Genomic DNA, 19,469 nt, shown 5'->3' on the forward strand with positions numbered 1-19,469 from the left:
GCAAACAGCCTCTAATTGTGGCGTTTTTGCACCTTAAAAATCACGATATTACAACCCAACTTTGACGAATGGAAAATCAAAATGAAATAGCGGAGACACCAGCTCCAAAAAGATCTCTGTGGAGAGCCCTCAATGATGCCATCCGTGGTACGGATGCAGACTATACCAAAATAGATTTGAAAAAGGCCATTTTTTTGCTAGCCGTGCCAATGATTCTTGAATTGGTAATGGAGTCCACGTTTGCTGTCGTGGATATTTATTTTGTGGGACAGCTTGGATCTTCAGCTGTAGCTACTGTTGGTCTCACCGAGACTTACCTGTTTTTGCTCTACTCTATCGCCATGGGGCTTGCCATGGCGGTCACCGCTATTATTGCACGAAGAATTGGTGAGAAGAACAAAGAGGAGGCTGGTAAATCGGCTGTACAGGCGATCTTTCTATCTATCCTGATTTCGCTTCCATTTGCCATTGCCGGAATATTCTTCGCCAAAGAGCTCCTTGCTCTCATGGGCGCTGATCAATGGGCTATTGAAAATGGCTATGGATACACTCAATGGATGTTGGGCGCCAATGGGATCATTATTCTGCTTTTCGTAATCAATGCAGTTTTTAGAGGTGCGGGAGATGCCGCCATTGCCATGCGTGTACTATGGATTGCCAATGGCTTGAACATCATACTTGATCCATTATTCATTTTTGGCTGGGGACCGATACCAGCTATGGGTATCGAGGGAGCTGCCATTGCAACAACAACAGGAAGAGGTATCGCAGTAGCCATTCAACTTTGGACTTTATTCAAAGGAGGAAAGCATATCCGGGTACTGCTCTCACAAATCAATTGGGATGCTAAAGCAGCTATGAACATCATTAAAACTTCCCTTGGAGGTATTGGGCAGATGATTGTGGCCATGACCTCCTGGATATTCATCATGCGAATACTTGCTGATGTGGGGAGTGAGGCAGTAGCAGGATCTACCATTGCTCTTCGAGTGATGCTATTCACGCTCATGCCTGCCTGGGGACTTTCCAATGCAGCAGCAACGCTGGTAGGCCAAAATCTTGGAGCAGGAAATGCAGAACGAGCAGAGTCAGCGGTCTGGAAGATTGGATTTTACAACATGATTTTTCTGGTAGGTGTTTCATTTGCTTACTTCTTTTTCAATGAGCAACTGATGGGCATTTTCACCAAGGATCAGCGTGTAATTTCCATAGGAGGGGAGTGGTTACGAATCCTGTCTTATTCCTACTTTGTATATGGATGGTGGATGGTTTCTGTGCAGGCATTCAATGGTTCAGGCGACACAAACACTCCTACAAAAATCAATCTGGTCTTCTTCTGGATGATTCAAATTCCATTGGCTTATTTACTTGCCTTGAAGCTGGATTGGGGCCACTCCGGAGTATTTTGGGCGGTATTCTTCTCAGAGACAGGAGTTGGGTTGTTTACTCTTTGGCTCTTCAAGCGAGGTAAATGGAAAACAGTGGAAGTCTGATTTATGAAGATCAGCGAATACAATCAAAGTCAATCTGAGAACGATCAGCAAATCTGTAAACAGCTGATGAACGCGATCAATGAGGGGCTTCCGGAAGCTGAGAGCAAAATCTGGCATAAACATCCGGTGTGGTTTCTGGAGGAGAATCCAATTGTTGGGTACAGCAAGCTAAAAGGTGGAATTCGATTGATGTTTTGGAGTGGGGCAAGCTTTAATGAGCCAGAGTTGAAGCCGGGCACTGGTAAGTTCAAAGATGCCTCTAAGACCTATTCATCTGCTGATCAGATCAAGATTGAAGATGTGAGGCGATGGTTGGAGAAAGCAAGGGATATTCAGTGGGATTATAAAAACATTGTAAAGAAGAAGGGGCAACTAGATCGTCTGTAGTAAATTGGATTAGCAAAAAAATACAGAATGACCAAGCACAGAATCTATACCATGAGCTTTGCTGGTGTGTATCCGCATTACATCACAAAAGCGGAGAAAAAGGGACGTACAAAAGCGGAGGTGGATCAAATTATTGAATGGTTGACGGGATACGGTGAAAAGGAACTAGAAAAAGTCCTCGCAGACAAAACCAACTTTGAAGATTTCTTCGCCCAGGCACCTAAGCTTAATCCCAATCGTAGCTTGATCAAGGGAGTGGTGTGCGGTGTTCGGATCGAAGAAATTGAGGATCCGCTAATGAAAGAGGTACGTTACTTGGACAAGCTTATTGATGAGCTTGCAAGAGGTAAGAAGATGGAGAAGATTCTCAGGGAGTAATAGGGGATGCTAAAAATAAACGCCATCATCTGAATAGATGATGGCGTTTTTGCATTTCAGTATTCTTCATTTTAGAAATACTGAACCGATGAAGCATTGATCACATGAAGATGATTCCACGATCCTGCAACCCCGATGATTGAGAAAGTTCCTCCCGGCAATACCTGCTGACTAAAATCAACATGATTGTAGGTAGTGACTATACCTTTATTAGGATTCACACCATCAGACAGCTGGTTTGAACCACCCCATTTCCTAACGCCATCAGCTTGTGGGAAGTGAACTCCAGTTAGTTTCACCAGGCGCCCGGAATATGTTCCGGCAATCAGGTCGTCGATCGTGATTTCCACCGGCTGTATATAGGCGTTTGTAGCTAGTGTCGTCCCAAGTCTGTCTTCAACACCCATCATCGCCTTTTGATTATTCACATTTTCGCCAATTGCATTTTTCAGATTTAACCGAACCTTGGTGCCAACTTTCAGCATATTTTCCGCATTAAAGATGAGCATAATCCCAGCAGTTTCGTCCTGGATGTAGATGCTCTTGTCATTTATCACATTCCTGGTGCTTGTAACCACACCTTCAATGTAATAATCAGTGGGGAAGAACCAGCTTCCTTCATGTGTTTCAAAGTGATCTCTTAAATCCTGGATTGAATGAACTTCAGCAACAATATCTTCTTCATCGTCGATGAGGGAAATGCGGGTGTCAAACTGCTGACCAGGTTCTACGCCTGTACTCCAGTCATTGATAGTGAAAATGAATTCGACATCATTAGCCAGCACATTATTGTTGATTGGATAAAACATAAAACCCTTGCTGATTTGACCTACTTCAAAGTAGATAGGGATAAGGCCATCCGCCATGGCAGGCTCTGTGTAAAAATGCACTCCGTACTCTATGCCTGTTGGGATGCCCACAGCTACCATAACAGCCTCCTGCACCCGAGTGGCTTGAGAGAGAAGTAGATTTACTTCAATTCCATTCGAGTTGTTTTCTAAAATAGACTCACTATTAAAGGAGAAATTAACAATGGCCACCTCTCTGGAACTTCCATCCTCATCGTCATCAGCAATGCTCACCTGCAGCTGTTTATGATGTCCTAGCTCAAACCCATCCGAAGGATTGGAGAGTTCTATTGTCACAGACTTATTGCCTGTGTTCAAATCGTCATTGATTGGGAGTAAAAGAAATTGTACCTCATCATCTCCCTTTTCAAATTCCAGAATCAGGATGTCATCCTCAAGTTCTGGCAATACAATGTAGTGTTCTGGGTTTGTTGCAGTTCCACTAAAAGTTACCTCAACCTGCCCATCTGCTTTGGCAGGTTGATCAAAAGATACGGTCACTACGAGTGACTCGTCAGCTTCATTAAGTGCAAGCGTGCTGCTTGCAAATGCTACCACGGTCTTAGCCGGGTTTACTCGATCATCGTTGGAACATCCAAGAGCCAACAATGCAATAATTAGGGTTGTGAATTTTGACCTCATAGCTCATCAGAGATAAACTGAGAGCGGCTTGGCAAATCGAATGCCAGATTTGAAAAGGTCTCAAAAATTATGATTTAAATGATGTGAATTTCTTCATTTTGTCCGTTTATGGACGCTGAGAGGTGATTATTGATCGTTTTCGATCATGTAACTTAGAGTAACCCTCAGCGGATATTGACTTTAACGATCCCTTCCGAAAAGAAATTCTCGTTCCTTATAAGTTGCTTTTCTAAAGTCAAAATGAAATCTTTTTCCTTCATGAGGGAAGGTGATTCGATGATAGTTCTTCACTTCTGAAACTCTTCTAAACAGAACCTTGCCGTAGTAACTCTCACCTGGATATATCACATCCTTGTGAAATAACTCAGCAGGTAGATATCTCAACTCATCTTTTGCCGATTCTCCGCTTTGTAATGCAGCCTCTGTTAAAATATCCGTAGCTAATAAGGTAGTAGCCGTGGCAATATCGCGTCCTAATGATTTCTTCTCATCTTCTTTCGTCCAGCTAGACTTTCTATTGTCCTGCTCATCTTTGATAGCATCATAAGTAGAAATGGCGGCACCCACTAAAAAAAGAAATACTGCAGCAGCTTGAGCATCCTGTTCCTTTTTCTTAAAAAACCGTTTTACTTTATCAGGTGTCATTGCGATTGTGATTTCCTGAAAGGCTTTTGCTTCTTCGTCCTGATAGGAAAGGTGATGTGCATACTTTCGAATTTGTTCCAAATCTATAAATACTGGCTTGTCACTATGATTTTGTACCCCCATCCCAAAAACATAATGATCACTTTTAATCTCAAGGTTTACAAGTGATACAGAGATGGAATCAACTTCTACATAGGCCTCATCATTATTTTGCGCGATGCTAAAGTCATTAGGAACGAGTAGCTTGGGTAAACAACTGGAAAAGATGAATGGAATTAAAGCTATGGTGAGTTTCATAATTGAGGGTTTTGCAATTATGAGGCCAAAGTGCCGAAAGCTTATTAAAAAAGCCGACCCATTTGTGGGTCGGCTTTTAGAAAATTTATTCTGATTGTTAGCCTATTTTTCTGACTGAATTACAAGGTAGTTGCCGCTTTTCCAGAAGGTCTCAGGATCCTTGATGGTCAACTTACCTCTTTTATCTCCAGCTAGTGTCCACTCATATGAGCCATCCGGGTGCTGAGAAATTAATTGTGAATTTTTGCCAGTCATTTCAAATTCCAAATGTTCATCTTTTCTGATTTGAATGAACAAACTGTCTTGTGTATTGGCGCGGATCATTTTTACCCGTCCAATGCCAATGAATCCACCTTCATTAGTTACAACTCCAAGTGACTTAAGCTGCTTTCCACTTGCATTTATATAGTAGGCTCTGTTTAAGATTGCTTTTAATTCAGCTGCATACTTAGCCTCCATCTGATACAGTTCTTCCATCTGATCCAACTCATTATCAAGAAGCTCTATTTCAGCATCCTTGTCTAGTAAGTTTTTGGTCAGGCTTTTAACTTGCCTATCCAACGCCAATATCTCATCACTTTTACCGGCAGATTCTTTTCTAAGCGCATTCATGGATTTGTCCAGCGTCATAACCTTTAGTCTACTGTTCTCCATCAGAGCTTTGATGTTTGCAATGTGATTTTTGATTTCTGAACTCACATCTTTTTTTCCACCTTTAGCCTCCTGGTTTAGTTTAGTCACCAGGTCCTTGCTTTTGTTTATCTCGGCAAGGTTCTGCTCAATTTCTTTTAAAAATTTATTGTACTGATCTACCGATGTTTTCAGTTTCTTCTCACCGGCTTTCAGTTTGGTGTTCTCACTTTTGAGAGCCTCAAGCTCAATTTTCATTTGAGCCATTTCCTGATCTTTCTTGTTGTCTGAACAGGCGATTGTTGCCGTCATTGCCAGCAGTACAATCATAAATTTTATTTTCATTCTCACTTTATAATTTCTAAACCACTTAATTTAATGTGTAGCTATTTGACTGAGTTTTAAGGAAAAGTCACATCGTTTTGAAAACATTCTTCAGCATTTTCTTTTAAACGAAGCAACTATTTGAAGCACTGAAACATCAACAAACTAAACAACCTAATCATGCATACACTATTAGAACAAAAGAGCGCCGTAAAATGGCTAAGAGTCATCTATCCACTGTGGGCCATTCTTGGAATATTCAGCCTTTTGTATGTTCCTTCCGAATTGATAGATCTTGAGAATGCTCAGCTTACGGTAGATAATATTACCTCAAGCGAGCTCCTTTTTCGTTTGGGAATAGTCGGCAGTCTGATTACCCAATTGTTTGTAATCGCCGCAGTGTGGTTTCTCTACAAGCTATTCTATACCAATTATAAGGATGCGGTGATTCTGACTGCCATTTTCGCATTGGTGGGGATACCCATCGATATGCTTAGTACAGCCAATGAACTGGTAGTGCTTGAGGTTTTGGATCAGCCGAACCAGGTGGTTTATCTACTTACGCAAAGTAGAAAGGGTACTGCGATTGCATCCATTTTCTGGGGATTGTGGCTGCTACCAATCGGCTATATGATAATTAAGTCACCGCTTTTTCCTCGAATCATTGGTTGGCTGGTGGTCCTGGCCGGAGTAGCCTATACGATTATTGCTTTTGCCTCCTTTCTGGGTATCAAAGGAGCATTTATGGAGATACTTGATTATCTCACCTTTGGTGAACTGATCTGGATGTTGTGGATCATGATTATGGGAGCAAAGTGGAAGGCGGTGGAGCATTAACTTCTCAGTGAGTCGTACTTTTCATTTACTGTATTAGAATTCCCCTTTAAAAGGGAGAAGGGGATTGTTTGTATTAGTTTAACACAAAAAACATCCCTATGTACGTCATCGATTTAAATTACATCGTGTCGCTAGAAGAACTTGATGCACACATGACCGAACATGTGAAATACCTCCATCGATATTATAAGCAAAATAAATTTGTGGCTTCCGGGCGAAAGGTACCCCGGACAGGTGGGATCATCCTGGCACTTGCCGATTCAAAAGATGAGGTGGAGCAGATCATTTCTGAAGATCCATTCTTCATTCATAAGTTGGCAGAATTTAAAATCACCGAGTTTCAAACCTCCCAGATGCATCCTGATTTGAAGCCTTTGCTTAAAGCTTAAAAACTACTTTATCGTCATGCCGGACCTGATCCGGCATCTTCCACTGTTGTTTCTAATTCCCCCTTTGAAGGGGGCGAGGGGGTTGTTTTGACAACCTTGCCAAAAATTTCTTGTATAAACTTGCGCAAGTAAATACTTGCATATAAATTAGCAAGCACTTACTTGCATATTATGGAGCAACGTAGAGATATTTTTCAAGCCATAGCTGATCCTACTCGTCGTGAGATTCTGTCAACGCTTATTGAGGAGCCTAAGAATCTGAACACACTGGCAGAGCAGTTTTCAATTTCTCGTCAGGGGGTGTCGCTGCATGTGAAGGTGCTGGAGGAGTGTGACATGATCTCCATATCAAAGGAGGGAAGGGAGCGGTATTGTCACATCAAGCCCGAAAAGCTTTTGGAGATTATTGAGTGGTTGGAACCCTTTAAGCAATTATGGCGCGATCGATTTGATCAGCTGGATGACCTATTAAAAAACATTAAATGAATTTATAACAGATACTACTTCAGTTCTTCAAAAACTGTCATATTGAATGCAATATCTACATCGACAATTGTTAACTATTTTCAATGTCAGACACCACTCGAGATTTTAAAGATTTCTCCTTACGTCGAAAAGACAGGTTTTAAAGAATTGTATTTCTAAAACAAAACTTCAAAAATCAAATCCTACAACAATGAACAAAACCACATTCACTGAAGATCTGGAAAACAACCAACTAATTGCTGTGCGCACCTTTGATGCACCGGTTGAAAAAGTATGGAAAGCCTGGAGCGATCCTGATATCCTATGCCAGTGGTGGGCACCACAACCTTACGTCTGCAAAATCGATAAGATGGATTTTAGAGAAGGCGGCTACTGGATTTACAGTATGACAGGACCGGAAGGTGATGTGCACCGTGGACGCATGGACTATCTGAAAATAGAGCCACACAAGCGACTGGAAGCTGAAGACTATTTCGTGGATAAGGATGGCAATGCATCAACCGGCATTCCACCCATGCAAATGTCCGTGAAGTTTGACTCAAATGGATCATCTACTACCGTGACATCCATTACCACCTTTGCCTCAGCAGAAGCCCTCAAACAAATGTCCGAGATGGGCATGGCAGAAGGCTGGGAGCTGGCTTGTAATCAGTTGGAAGCGCTATTGGTTTAATTGAAACTTTAAAGAGATTCTCATGACTCGAACATGTCTGCGACTGAAAGTGAGGTACGAACGAGACCCCTTTAAGTCTGGTAAGATAAGTAATGTCAATTACTGCACAAACCTTCTGAAATCTCTTTCAGCGACGGATTATGGGCATTGCCAGTAATAGAAAATGAGTAAGCGCTTGGTTCTTCTAAGATTAATGATTTAGCAATTTCTGTTATTCCGCATAAGTTATTCAATGAAGTGTTACCAGATATTCTAATTCCCGAAAAATTACTGGAAAGACTTATAGATGGTATATTTTGTAGCGCATCTAATGATAAAAGTTTTGAATTATTTGTAATTGTTAAATGCTCAATCTCGGAATCTAAATTTTCAATTCCTTTAAGACTGGTCAGATTCTCATTACGATCTATATGTATCTTAGAAACTTTTGATAGTTCTAAGCCCTCCAAATTTATCAACTGATTATTTTCTATTATAGTCAGCTCGCTAACTCCAATTTTAAGATCGAATGATTCTAAAGATGAGTTTCCATTAATATAAAGAACAGGTATGTTGAAATCGGTGAAATTAGCTGTGATATGCTTTAAACTATCATTGTTGTTGAAACTAATTGAACCATGAATTAGCACTAAATTCAACGGCCCATCTATTATTTTCAGTGAATGGCATCCCCCTATTAACAAATTAGAGACCACTTTGAGCATTGCGAGTTCATTAATTGATTCAAGCATTTTGTTGTCAACGACTAAAAGATCTCCTCCGATTTTAACAATATTTTCAAGACCAGCTAAATCATTAAGCTGATTATTGAGTACGATTGATAGATCTCCTCGCACTTCCTTTATGGATTCTAATCCATTCAAACTTTCAAGTTGAGGATTATTCTCAATTGCAATATTTCCGCTAAAAATTCCACCAATTTTATTTAAACCTTTGATTGACTTAAGTGAGTTACAATTTATTATTGAAATATTTCCAGCCACATTGGTAGATCCGTTGAGTCCATCGAGATTTTTTAGCTTACCACTATTATTGATTTCTAGATTACCGGCTATTGATTTTATTTGATTTAAACCATCTAGGTCTTCAAGATTATGACAACTTTTAATGACAAGACCAGAGACTTCTTCAATTGTACTTAAAGGAGAAAGATCGACTATTGAATAACTATTTAAGATTTTTAATACTCCATTAACCTTTCGAGGTGACGCATTGCCCAGTTGGTTGATTTCCTCTTGAGTTGTAAGAATCAAGTCTCCTTCATAGATATAAGTCTGATCTTGATCTTCTTTGCACGCTGAAAGCAAAAGCAACAGTAAGGAAATTAAAAGGTTTTTATAAGTGTACAGCATGATTAGAATAAAGATAAACCATAACAAGAATTTAATAAGAAGTTGTATCGACCTGAAAACACGTTACAAATTAAACATATAGTCCTACATATAACCCAATCTAATCCTCGTTGCAACGAGGATCCTAAAACACCTACTAATCCTACTCCAAATTTTCCCATTTCCAATCCTCCTTTCTTAATCATCCCCCACCATCTCCCACCAAACTCCCTAAATCCTAAATTTCTGCTGCATAATTCTGAAAAATTTTCAAAATAAAGTGGCTGAAGTGGCTGATTCTCATAACTCTCTCATTCACAGAACATTCATTTTAAGCTCAAAATCATTGATTTAATGCTCAAATAAGCAATTTTTTGTATTTTGTGTATGAAAGTGGGGGAAAGTGGAAGAAAATAGGAAAAGTTGATTACATTTGTTCCGGTGGTTTATATTTTTCAAGGCTCAGTATGACGTTTTTTACAAGCGAATATGAGTGTAAGTTGGATACTAAAGGAAGGTTGGTCTTGCCTGCAAAGATCAAGGTCAACCTTCCGGAGGTCTCCACTGCAGAACTGATAATTCGGAAGGGATTCGAGCCGAACCTAATCCTCTACCCAATGGTGGAGTATAAAAAGATACACCACAAGATCTCATCACTTAGTGAATTCGATCCTGAACAGCGAAAGCTGAAACGGACATTTTTCAGGAGCATCGCGCAGGTGGAGCTGGATAATGCTAATCGCATCCTGATCCCGAAACAGATGCTCGCTCATGCGCAGATAGACAAGGAGGCTCTCCTCATCGGCACGGGCAATTATATAGAAATGTGGAATCCTGAAGTATTCGAGAAGCATATGATCAGTGACGATAGCGAATACTCAGAGCTGGCACAGAAGTTTTTGGATGAATAGTGTGATGGCAGTCTTCGAGAGCCTCAGACTGACAGCTGAAAGTTTCATACAGACACAAGTGGGTTGTCATCCTGAGCTTGTCGAAGGGTGTGCGGGGGAAGGAGGAGAAAGATGAGTCAATACCACAATCCGGTGATGCTGAAAGAGTGTCTGGAAGGATTAGACATAAAACCAGATGGAGTATACGTGGATGTGACCTTCGGAGGAGGCGGGCACAGCAAAGCGATACTTGAAAAATTGACAACCGGCCACCTCATTGCTTTTGATCAGGACAAAGACGCTGAACAAAATGCACAACAGCTGGCAAAAGAAGCCGGCAAACGTTCTTTTACATTCATTGAATCAAATTTCAGATACCTGAAAAAATTCCTCAGACTACATGGCATCACGGAAGTGGATGGCATTCTGGCGGATTTGGGAGTTAGCTCCCATCAGTTTGACGAGCCATCGCGTGGATTCACCATTAGGGCAGAAGGTGTGTTGGACATGCGCATGGATCAGGCCGCTGCTAAAAGCGCCAGGGAAGTAGTCAACGAATATGAGGAAAAGGATCTGATACACATTTTGAGTGCGTACGGGGAAATCAGAAATGCACGAACACTCGCAAGAGAGATAGTGAATTTCCGAATGAACCAACCCATTGAGACCAACGAGCAATTGAAAGCCATCGCGTTGAAGAATGCTCCTAAAGGTCGGGATCTTAAATACCTCGCACAGGTCTTTCAGGCCATTCGTATTGAGGTAAATGAGGAGATGGAGGCACTCAGGGAATTTTTGGTACAGGCGGGCGAGGTGCTAAAGGCAGAAGGCAGACTCGTGGTGATGAGTTATCACTCATTGGAGGACCGGCCGGTCAAGAATTTTATAAATAAAGGAAATATTAAAGGGGTCGATGAAAAAGACTTTTATGGGAATCCAATCAGGGTGTTAGACCCGGTGAACCGAAAGCCGATCGTCCCCACAGCGGCAGAAATTAAAGAAAACAGCAGAGCGAGAAGCGCTAAGCTGCGTATTGGCAGAAAAAGAAGTAAGTAACAAGCCTCAAGCCACAAGCTTGACTTGAAACTTGCAGCTTGAAACTTGTAACTAACAAGAAATGAAGAACACCTACAAATTACCCCAAAGAGAAGAGCGAGGAGGCTTATTCCGTCTCATCAATCGCTTTCTACGCATGGACTCATCCATGAGCGAGGTGATACACGTGCGTTTTCTTCCCCAAATTCTATTTCTGGCATTCTTATGTCTGCTGTATATCGGCAACCGCCACTACGCAGAAAAGAAAGTTCGTGACATCAGTCATCTCGAAAATGAGGTAGAGGATTTGCGTGCGGATTATACCACTCTGAAGGCTGATTTTATGTATGAAAGTAAGCAATCGGAAGTGGCAAAACGAGCTGCAGAGCTTGGATTAAAAGAGAGTAAGGAATTACCGGTACTTATCAAGGAAGTTCGGAAATGAGTATAAAAAGGGACATAGTATTACGCGTGCGCATCGCTTTCATCCTCACCTTTCTGGTGGCGGGAGCGGTCGTTTTTCGTATTGCTAAAATCCAGTACATCGAAGGAGAAGAGTGGAGAAGCCTGGGTGAAACACTTGGTATGCAGGTGATGAATGTGAAAGCTACACGTGGCAATATCTATGCGGATGATGGTAGCTTGCTGGCCACTTCACTTCCTTTTTACCGATTAGCGATTGATCCGTACTTGCCTTCCAATGGACTTTATAAGAATAATATCGATTCACTCTGTTATTTACTGTCCCGATACTATGGGGATTTAAGTCCAACTCAATACAAGCGAAAAATTGATGACGCCCGAAAAAATGGTCGCCGCTACCTAACGCTCAATCGAAAGGAAATTGGCTACCAGGACAAAAAGTACATGGAAAACTGGCCACTCTTCCGGGAAGGCCGGTTGAAAGGTGGGGTACTCTTTGAAAAGGTGGAAAAGCGATTTCTACCTTTCTCTCATTTAGGTATTCGCACCATCGGTAGTGTCAATGCCAACGATCGCGGAACAGTGGGATTGGAGTATAGCTTCAACAAGCAGCTTGCCGGAGTAAATGGAAAGGGATTGTACCAAAAAATGGCTGGTGGAGGCTGGAAGCCAGTCTATGACGGTACAGAAAGACGACCAGTCGATGGATATGATATTCAAACCACGATCAATGTAGACCTTCAGGATGTCACTGAGTCAGCTCTGCTCGATGAGTTGCAGAAACATGATGCCGACTATGGGGTAGCCATTGTGATGGAGGTGAAAACGGGAGAAATCAAGGCGATTTCCAACCTAAGTAGAAATAGTCAAGGCGATTATTACGAGCGATACAATTACGCGGTGGGTAGCCAGGGATCACGTGAGCCGGGATCTACTTTTAAGCTGGCTAGCATGATAGCCTTATTGGAAGAAACCGATATCAAACTCACTGACACAGTAGACACTGGCGATGGTAAGCTTGAGTTTTTTGATAAAACCATGCGGGATCATACTCCTGAGGGATTCGGGAAACTCACCGTGCAGGAGGTATTTGAAAAGTCATCCAACATTGGTGTGGCAAAGTTGATCTCTCATCATTTCGGAAATAATCCGGAGAAATACATCAACTATCTCAAGCGTATGAACCTTCATCAACCACTTGATTTTCAGATGGTAGGAGAGGGTAAGCCATACATCAAAGATCCATCCGATAGCACATGGAGTGGGGTTTCCCTACCCTGGATGTCTCATGGTTACGAGCTGAAAATGACGCCTTTGCAAATGCTAACGCTGTACAATGCTGTGGCTAATAATGGCAAGATGGTAAAGCCAATGATTGTGAAGGGAGTAATGAAAGCAGATCGAATGGTTGAAAGGTTTGAAACCGAGGTGATCAATGAGCGAATCGCTTCAAAGGAAACATTGAGAAAAGTGAAGTTGATGATGGAGGGCGTTGTAGAGCGAGGTACTGCAAAAAATATCAACCATAGCCACTACAAAATAGCTGGTAAGACCGGTACTGCCAAAAAGGTGAAAAACGGACGGTATGTACGCGAATATTACACCTCATTTGCTGGGTATTTTCCAGCAGAGGCACCTCGATATAGCTGCATTGTAGTGATCGACAATCCGAAAGGCTATCAGATTTATGGTAGCGATGTGTCAGCTCCGGTTTTCAAAGAAATAGCTGACAAGATTTACTCGCTTGAGCTGGATATGCACGAAATAGGCACCCAGGAGCGCACCTATGTGACTGGCGTTTTCCCATACATCAAGGCAGGAAAGCGCGATGAGCTCACCATGATTTGCAATGAGCTAGGAATATCAAATCATGCAAAAGCTGAAACAGAGTGGGTGAAGACGGATGTGATCAATGATGCGGTTTATTGGAAAGGAAATAATATAAAATATGAAGTGGTGCCGGATGTGAGAGGTATGACGCTACGAGATGCAATCTATGTACTTGAAAATCTGGGGCTAGATGTAGAAGTAAAAGGCAGAGGGCGTGTAGCCACTCAGTCTATGACGCCAGGTGGAAAATTAACCAAAGGTTCAACCATAAAACTCCAACTAAGCTGATGCAAACGCTGAAAGACATATTGTTTGGAGTATCGCTGCAGTCTATCACTGGAAATCGTGAGGAGGAAGTGAAAGGAGTTGCATTTGACTCCAGAAAGATTGAGCCAGGATTCTTATTTGTAGCTGTCAAAGGACTTACAGTGGATGGCCATGATTTTATCGAATCTACTATCGACAAAGGTGCGCGAGTAATCGTGTGTGAAAAGGTACCTAAGAATTTACCAAATGACATAACCATCGTTCAAACGGATAATTCAGCGAAGGCTTTGGGTGTCATCGCTTCGAATTTCTATGGACGACCATCTGAAAATATTAAGCTTGTGGGTATTACGGGCACGAATGGAAAAACCACTTGTGCAACGTTGCTATTCGAGCTTTTCCAAAACCTGGGCTACTCGGTGGGCTTACTTTCAACTGTAGAGAATAAGATTAACCATAAGGTCTTAGACACCAGCTTTACCACACCGGACGCGATACAACTAAACCAGCTTTTGGCGGAGATGGTCGAGAGTGGTTGTACGCATGCTTTTATGGAGGTAAGCTCCCACGCCCTGGTACAGCATCGGGTGTCCGGTATTCATTTTACCGGTGGTGTTTTCACCAACATCACCCACGATCATCTGGACTATCACAAAACATTTGACGAATACATCGCAGCAAAGAAGCTGCTGTTCGACGGCCTTTCGTCAGAGTCTTTTGCTTTGGTCAACGTCGATGACAAGCGTGGAATGGTGATGTTGCAGAATACAAAAGCAGACAAACACCGATTGGGCATTCGATCCATGGCGGATTTCAAAGTGCGAATCATCCACAATACGCTGCAGGGGTTGGAATTGAATTTCGATGGGGTGGATGTGTGGTTCAAACTGATTGGAGAGTTCAACGCCTACAATCTACTCACAGCTTATGCAGTGGCTATTTTATTAGACGAGGAGAAAGAAGATGTACTTAGTGGACTTTCAACTACCACAGGAGCAAGTGGACGATTTGAGAAGGTGGAAAACACCTCCAATGTGATGGCAATAGTGGATTATGCACACACACCGGATGCGCTTGAAAATGTGCTAAAAACAATCGATGATCTCAGAACGAAAAATGAGATGCTGGTGACTGTAGTAGGATGCGGTGGAGATCGGGATAAAGCAAAGCGACCAAAAATGGCAGGTATAGCCGCTCGATTTAGTGACAAGATCATTTTGACATCAGACAACCCAAGAACGGAGGATCCTCAACAGATTTTGGATGACATGAAAGTGGGAATACCCAAATCAAAAGAGCGAAATGTGATGGTTATTGCAAATAGAAAAGAGGCAATAAGAACGGCATGCAATCTGGTGAGTGATCAGGATATCATTTTGGTAGCTGGAAAGGGACATGAAACCTATCAGGAAATAAATGGAGTTCGTCACCACTTTGACGATAGAGAAATACTCAAGGAATTATTGAATTGATAAAGACAAGGAAAAATATTGTAAAGAAATATTCCCCCTTGGAAGGGGGGCGTGAAGGCCAGTGTGCTGGCAGGGGGATGTTTAACAGCAAACAGATTAGTGAATAATGCTGAATTACTTATTTGAATACCTAAATCAAATAGACTTCCCAGGGGCGGGAATGTTTCAGTACATCTCGTTCAGAGCGGGGATGGCGGCTCTTCTGTCCCTTTTGATTACGATTACTTTCGGAAAGTACCTGATCGAAATGCTCCGCAAGTATCAGCTTGGAGAATCGATCCGTGATCTTGGGCTGGACGGCCAGATGGAGAAAAAAGGAACCCCTACTATGGGTGGTATTATCATCATCTCAGCTATCGTCATCCCTACCTTGCTTTTTGCTGATTTAGGAAACATCTACATTATCCTTTTGATTATCTCAGCTCTTTGGATGGGAAGTATAGGCTTCCTTGATGATTACCTGAAGGTGAAAAAGAAAAACAAAGAAGGTCTACGCGGTAAATTCAAAGTGATTGGTCAGATTGGGCTGGGACTACTTGTAGGTCTGGTGATGGTTTTTCATGACGATATTGTGGTTCGTGACTTCTCAGGAGAGGCATTCAAAGATGAGAATTCATTACTTACCACCATTCCATTCGTAGCTAACAATGAGTTTCAATACGATTGGCTGCTACCTGAATTTTTAGTTGATTACTCATGGGTGCTTTATGTATTGGTTGTGATTTTCATTGTCACAGCTGTATCCAATGGAGCCAATATCACTGATGGTCTGGACGGGCTTGCAGCCGGAACATGTGCGATCATCGGACTAACGTTGGCTGTGCTTGCATACCTGTCTGGTAACGCCATTTTTGCCAATTACCTCAACATTATGTTCATACCAAACTCAGGTGAGCTGGTGATATTCTGTACCGCTTTTGTTGGTGCATGTATTGGATTCCTCTGGTACAATTCATACCCGGCACAGGTTTTCATGGGAGACACTGGCAGTCTTTCATTGGGAGGAATCATCGCGGTGTTGGCGTTTGTCATTCGAAAAGAATTATTGATCCCGGTGTTGTGTGGCATTCTTGTCATCGAAAATCTATCGGTAATCATTCAGGTGTCCTATTTCAAGTACACCAAAAAGAAATACGGTGAAGGCAGACGCATCTTCTTGATGTCGCCACTCCATCACCACTATCAAAAGAAAGGACTTCATGAAGCGAAGATTGTAGCTCGCTTCTGGACCGTGGGGATCCTATTAGCCATTTTCACATTAGCAACTTTAAAAATCAGGTGATGACAGTAACGCAAATTCATGAATTAAATGAAAAGTTTCAGAAGAGTGCAGTGCAGCTTTCTGAACTTATTCCTTCCGGCACCTTGGTGCAGGCCACTTCTATGTTGATAAGGAGTGCCAGAAAGATAGATGAGCAATTTTTAAGGTTGCTAAAAGCTCCAACTGAGGTGGTATTCAACCAGATTATGGACAAGCTGGAAGACGAAACTGATGAAGTACTATTCATCCTTGATCAGTTGGAAATAGCTAATAAGAAACAGAAGATCAGTCTGATCAATGACTTTTTGAAGGATGGTTACGACCTGATTTCCATCTACTCAAAATGCTTTGACGTGATCATCGACGGAAAAGTAAAAGACGAAGAATAATGAATGAACGCATAGTCATATTAGGCGGTGGTGAGAGCGGTGTTGGTGCCGCTGTGCTTGCTCTGCAAAAGGGCTATGAAGTTTTCCTGTCGGATGGCGGGAACCTGGCTTCTGAGAGGAGGCGTGTGCTCAAAAGTCAGAAGATCGATTTTGAAGAAGGAGGTCACACGGAGGAGTTGATTCTCAATGCGTCGGTGGTAGTAAAAAGCCCGGGGATACCTGATTCTGCCCCGTTAATTAAAAAAATAGTTGCTAAAGGGATACCCGTAATCTCTGAGATAGAGTTTGCTTATCGATTCATTGATAAGGCGAAAGTCATCGCCATTACAGGTACGAATGGAAAAACAACGACCTCATTGCTGACCTACCACCTGCTAAAAACTGCAGGCTATAAAGTGGCTTTAGGAGGCAATGTTGGCAAGAGTCTGGCGGGACTGGTTGCCAAGGGTGGATATCATTACTACGTGGTGGAGGTGAGCAGCTTCCAGCTGGATGGCATTGTCAATTTCAGACCTGATGTGGCAGTATTGCTCAATATCACCCCTGATCATCTGGATCGGTATGAATACAATTTCAATAAGTACATCACCTCCAAATTCAGAATTGTAGAAAACCTGACCAACGAGCAGGCATTCATCTACAGTGCAGATTCTGAACCGGTTACAGAGGAGATCAGCAGAAGGAAAATTGAAGCGAGCATGTTTGCCATGTCAGCATCAAACAACAGCAAGCTCAATGCCTACCTGAAGGATGAGCATTTGATTTTCAATTTCCAATACAAAGAAGACAGGAAACAATACCAGATTCCGATTTCTGAAGTTTCGCTGATTGGCAAGCACAATATGGTCAATAGCATGGCGGCTGTATTGAGTGCTTTGAATATGGATGTACCGATAGAAAAAATCCTTAAAGGATTAAAATCCTTTAAAAATGCACCGCACAGATTAGAATTTGTGAAGGAAATAGACGGAGCTGCATATATCAATGATTCCAAGGCCACCAATGTGGATTCAGTTTACTATGCATTGGACGGAGTGAAAGGAAAGATCATTTGGATTGCCGGAGGCATTGACAAAGGAAACGACTACACGCAGATCGAAAAGTTGGTGAAGAAAAAGGTGAAAGCACTGATCTGCATGGGTAAGGATAATCGTGGACTCACCGATTTTTTCGGATCAAAACTGGACATGATTGCCGAGGTGGATAGTGCGAAGAAAGCAGTGGAGCAGGCTCACGAATGGGCAGAAAAGGGAGATGTGGTATTGCTGTCTCCGGCTTGTGCCAGCTTCGATTTATTCAACAATTATGAAGATCGTGGTGATAAGTTCAAGAGTGCGGTAAATAAGCTGAGTAAGAAACTAAAAGTAAACGAGGCATGAACGAGATAAAAAATTGGGCATATCGTAACCTGAAAGGTGACCCGGTAATATGGTTCATCGTGTTCATCCTTTCACTGTTTAGTATTCTGGTGGTTTATAGTGCCACTGGTAGCCTGGCATACAAAATGATGGATGGAAATACAGAGTATTACCTCATCAAGCATTCATTATTAGTGATCCTCAGCTTGGTAGCCATTTGGGTGGCACACCGCATTGACTACCGATACTACTCTAAAATTTCAAGACTTGTACTGTGGCTATGTGTGCCATTATTATTATTCACATGGTTATTCGGATCAACCATCAATGAAGCCTCTCGCTGGCTCACTGTACCTGTGATCAATCAGGCATTCCAGCCATCAGATCTTGCGAAGCTTGCACTTTTGGTTACACTAGCCAGTATGCTTTCTAAACGTCAGAGATCGATCGATGACTTTCAAAAGGCTATCGTGCCTATGCTTTTCTGGATCGGTTTGATCTGCGGACTAATTGCATTGACCAATTTCTCTTCAGCGATTCTATTATTCCTGACTTGTATGCTCGTGCTATTCATTGGACGGGTGCCGGTAAAATACCTGGCCATGCTGGTGGTGATCTGCATGTCATTTGGGTCTGTCGCTTTCATGATCGGTCAAAGAGGCGGAACCGCAATTTCCAGGGTAGAAGATTTTGTTAGTGGTGATACTCCCTATCAGGCCAAGCAGGCATATATAGCCATTGCTTCCGGTGGGGTGATCGGAAAAGGACCGGGGCAAAGTGATCAAAGAAACTTCCTGCCACACCCATATTCGGATTTCATCTATGCAATCATTTTGGAGGAGTATGGAATGATCGGGGGTGTGCTTATCCTGTTTTTATACCTCGCTCTTTTGTATCGGGGAATGAAGGCAGCCGAGCAAAATGATCGGGCTTATGGAGGCCTACTCTCTGCCGGACTGAGCTTTGCGCTGGTCGTTCAGGCATTGGTAAATATGGGCGTGGCTGTTGGCCTGGGACCTGTTACCGGGTTGACACTTCCGTTTATCAGTATGGGAGGAACGTCACAGCTATTTGCCGGGGTGGCATTGGGAATTATTCTCAGCGTTAGCCGGGGTGAGATAGACAATTTCGGAGGAACGATAGGTAATCAATATAAAGAAGCAGCATAATCGAAAAGGAACGTA

General features: G+C 42.3%; 20 protein-coding genes. 16 read left to right on the top strand and 4 right to left on the bottom strand.

Annotated elements, in window-relative coordinates; genetic code table 11:
* The first annotated feature begins 68 nt into the window (after nt 1-68).
* The 3 genes from ACEQZT_RS04085 to ACEQZT_RS04095 are packed head-to-tail and all read left to right on the top strand — an operon-like array spanning nt 69 to nt 2,258.
* Nucleotides 69-1,493: an MATE family efflux transporter gene (locus ACEQZT_RS04085; protein ID WP_370087499.1), complete on the top strand. Its 1,425-nt coding sequence runs from the start codon at nt 69-71 to the stop codon at nt 1,491-1,493.
* Between the two features lie 3 nt (nt 1,494-1,496).
* The gene (locus ACEQZT_RS04090) at nt 1,497-1,880 is read left to right on the top strand and encodes a DUF1801 domain-containing protein (protein WP_370087501.1); all 384 of its coding nucleotides are present in this window, start codon (nt 1,497-1,499) and stop codon (nt 1,878-1,880) included.
* A 27-nt stretch (nt 1,881-1,907) separates the two neighbouring features.
* Nucleotides 1,908-2,258 carry a DUF2200 domain-containing protein gene (locus ACEQZT_RS04095; protein WP_370087503.1) on the top strand — a complete coding sequence of 117 codons (351 nt, stop codon included), beginning with the start codon at nt 1,908-1,910 and terminating at the stop codon, nt 2,256-2,258.
* 71 nt (nt 2,259-2,329) lie between these two features.
* Here the strand turns inward: ACEQZT_RS04095 and ACEQZT_RS04100 are convergent, their stop codons facing one another.
* The 3 genes from ACEQZT_RS04100 to ACEQZT_RS04110 form a co-directional block, all read right to left on the bottom strand.
* Nucleotides 2,330-3,748 carry a DUF5689 domain-containing protein gene (locus tag ACEQZT_RS04100; RefSeq protein ID WP_370087505.1) on the bottom strand — a complete coding sequence of 473 codons (1,419 nt, stop codon included), beginning with the start codon at nt 3,746-3,748 and terminating at the stop codon, nt 2,330-2,332.
* A 180-nt stretch (nt 3,749-3,928) separates the two neighbouring features.
* The gene (locus ACEQZT_RS04105) at nt 3,929-4,690 is read right to left on the bottom strand and encodes a hypothetical protein (protein WP_370087507.1); all 762 of its coding nucleotides are present in this window, start codon (nt 4,688-4,690) and stop codon (nt 3,929-3,931) included.
* A 102-nt stretch (nt 4,691-4,792) separates the two neighbouring features.
* Nucleotides 4,793-5,665: a hypothetical protein gene (locus ACEQZT_RS04110; RefSeq protein ID WP_370087509.1), complete on the bottom strand. Its 873-nt coding sequence runs from the start codon at nt 5,663-5,665 to the stop codon at nt 4,793-4,795.
* Between the two features lie 159 nt (nt 5,666-5,824).
* Between ACEQZT_RS04110 and ACEQZT_RS04115 the strand changes: the two genes are divergently transcribed.
* The 4 genes from ACEQZT_RS04115 to ACEQZT_RS04130 all read left to right on the top strand — a co-directional run bounded on the left by ACEQZT_RS04115 (nt 5,825) and on the right by ACEQZT_RS04130 (nt 8,029).
* A complete protein-coding gene (locus ACEQZT_RS04115; RefSeq protein ID WP_370087511.1) occupies nt 5,825-6,481 on the top strand; it encodes a DUF4386 domain-containing protein in 657 nt (218 codons plus the stop codon).
* A 98-nt stretch (nt 6,482-6,579) separates the two neighbouring features.
* Nucleotides 6,580-6,870 carry a YciI family protein gene (locus ACEQZT_RS04120; protein WP_370087513.1) on the top strand — a complete coding sequence of 97 codons (291 nt, stop codon included), beginning with the start codon at nt 6,580-6,582 and terminating at the stop codon, nt 6,868-6,870.
* Between the two features lie 171 nt (nt 6,871-7,041).
* Nucleotides 7,042-7,356: an ArsR/SmtB family transcription factor gene (locus ACEQZT_RS04125; RefSeq protein WP_370087515.1), complete on the top strand. Its 315-nt coding sequence runs from the start codon at nt 7,042-7,044 to the stop codon at nt 7,354-7,356.
* Nucleotides 7,357-7,546: 190 nt separating this feature from the next.
* Entirely contained in the window at nt 7,547-8,029 is a 483-nt protein-coding gene (locus ACEQZT_RS04130) for an SRPBCC domain-containing protein (RefSeq protein WP_370087517.1), read from the top strand.
* Nucleotides 8,030-8,124: 95 nt separating this feature from the next.
* On the opposite strand, the gene ACEQZT_RS04135 is transcribed toward ACEQZT_RS04130, so the two are convergent.
* Nucleotides 8,125-9,381, bottom strand: coding sequence for a hypothetical protein (locus tag ACEQZT_RS04135; protein ID WP_370087519.1), 1,257 nt, complete (start codon nt 9,379-9,381; stop codon nt 8,125-8,127).
* 446 nt (nt 9,382-9,827) lie between these two features.
* Between ACEQZT_RS04135 and mraZ the strand changes: the two genes are divergently transcribed.
* From mraZ to ACEQZT_RS04180, 9 genes are all read left to right on the top strand, one after another.
* Entirely contained in the window at nt 9,828-10,271 is a 444-nt protein-coding gene (mraZ, locus tag ACEQZT_RS04140) for a division/cell wall cluster transcriptional repressor MraZ (RefSeq protein ID WP_370087521.1), read from the top strand.
* A gap of 111 nt (nt 10,272-10,382) precedes the next feature.
* Nucleotides 10,383-11,306: a 16S rRNA (cytosine(1402)-N(4))-methyltransferase RsmH gene (gene rsmH, locus ACEQZT_RS04145; protein WP_370087523.1), complete on the top strand. Its 924-nt coding sequence runs from the start codon at nt 10,383-10,385 to the stop codon at nt 11,304-11,306.
* Nucleotides 11,307-11,367: 61 nt separating this feature from the next.
* Entirely contained in the window at nt 11,368-11,730 is a 363-nt protein-coding gene (locus ACEQZT_RS04150) for an FtsL-like putative cell division protein (RefSeq protein WP_370087525.1), read from the top strand.
* Nucleotides 11,727-13,826, top strand: coding sequence for a penicillin-binding protein (locus ACEQZT_RS04155; protein WP_370087527.1), 2,100 nt, complete (start codon nt 11,727-11,729; stop codon nt 13,824-13,826). The genes ACEQZT_RS04150 and ACEQZT_RS04155 overlap by 4 nt, the downstream gene beginning before the upstream one ends.
* A complete protein-coding gene (locus tag ACEQZT_RS04160; RefSeq protein WP_370087528.1) occupies nt 13,826-15,277 on the top strand; it encodes a UDP-N-acetylmuramoyl-L-alanyl-D-glutamate--2,6-diaminopimelate ligase in 1,452 nt (483 codons plus the stop codon). The genes ACEQZT_RS04155 and ACEQZT_RS04160 overlap by 1 nt, the downstream gene beginning before the upstream one ends.
* A gap of 106 nt (nt 15,278-15,383) precedes the next feature.
* Nucleotides 15,384-16,559 carry a phospho-N-acetylmuramoyl-pentapeptide-transferase gene (gene mraY, locus ACEQZT_RS04165; protein ID WP_370087530.1) on the top strand — a complete coding sequence of 392 codons (1,176 nt, stop codon included), beginning with the start codon at nt 15,384-15,386 and terminating at the stop codon, nt 16,557-16,559.
* Nucleotides 16,559-16,927, top strand: coding sequence for a hypothetical protein (locus ACEQZT_RS04170; protein WP_370087532.1), 369 nt, complete (start codon nt 16,559-16,561; stop codon nt 16,925-16,927). The genes mraY and ACEQZT_RS04170 overlap by 1 nt, the downstream gene beginning before the upstream one ends.
* Complete coding sequence (murD, locus tag ACEQZT_RS04175; protein ID WP_370087534.1) at nt 16,927-18,306, top strand: UDP-N-acetylmuramoyl-L-alanine--D-glutamate ligase; 1,380 nt, start codon at nt 16,927-16,929, stop codon at nt 18,304-18,306. The genes ACEQZT_RS04170 and murD overlap by 1 nt, the downstream gene beginning before the upstream one ends.
* Nucleotides 18,303-19,454 carry an FtsW/RodA/SpoVE family cell cycle protein gene (locus ACEQZT_RS04180; RefSeq protein WP_370087536.1) on the top strand — a complete coding sequence of 384 codons (1,152 nt, stop codon included), beginning with the start codon at nt 18,303-18,305 and terminating at the stop codon, nt 19,452-19,454. The genes murD and ACEQZT_RS04180 overlap by 4 nt, the downstream gene beginning before the upstream one ends.
* Nucleotides 19,455-19,469 lie beyond the last annotated feature (15 nt).

Source organism: Ekhidna sp. (assembly GCF_964218185.1).
Classification (GTDB): Bacteria; Bacteroidota; Bacteroidia; order Cytophagales; family Cyclobacteriaceae; genus Ekhidna.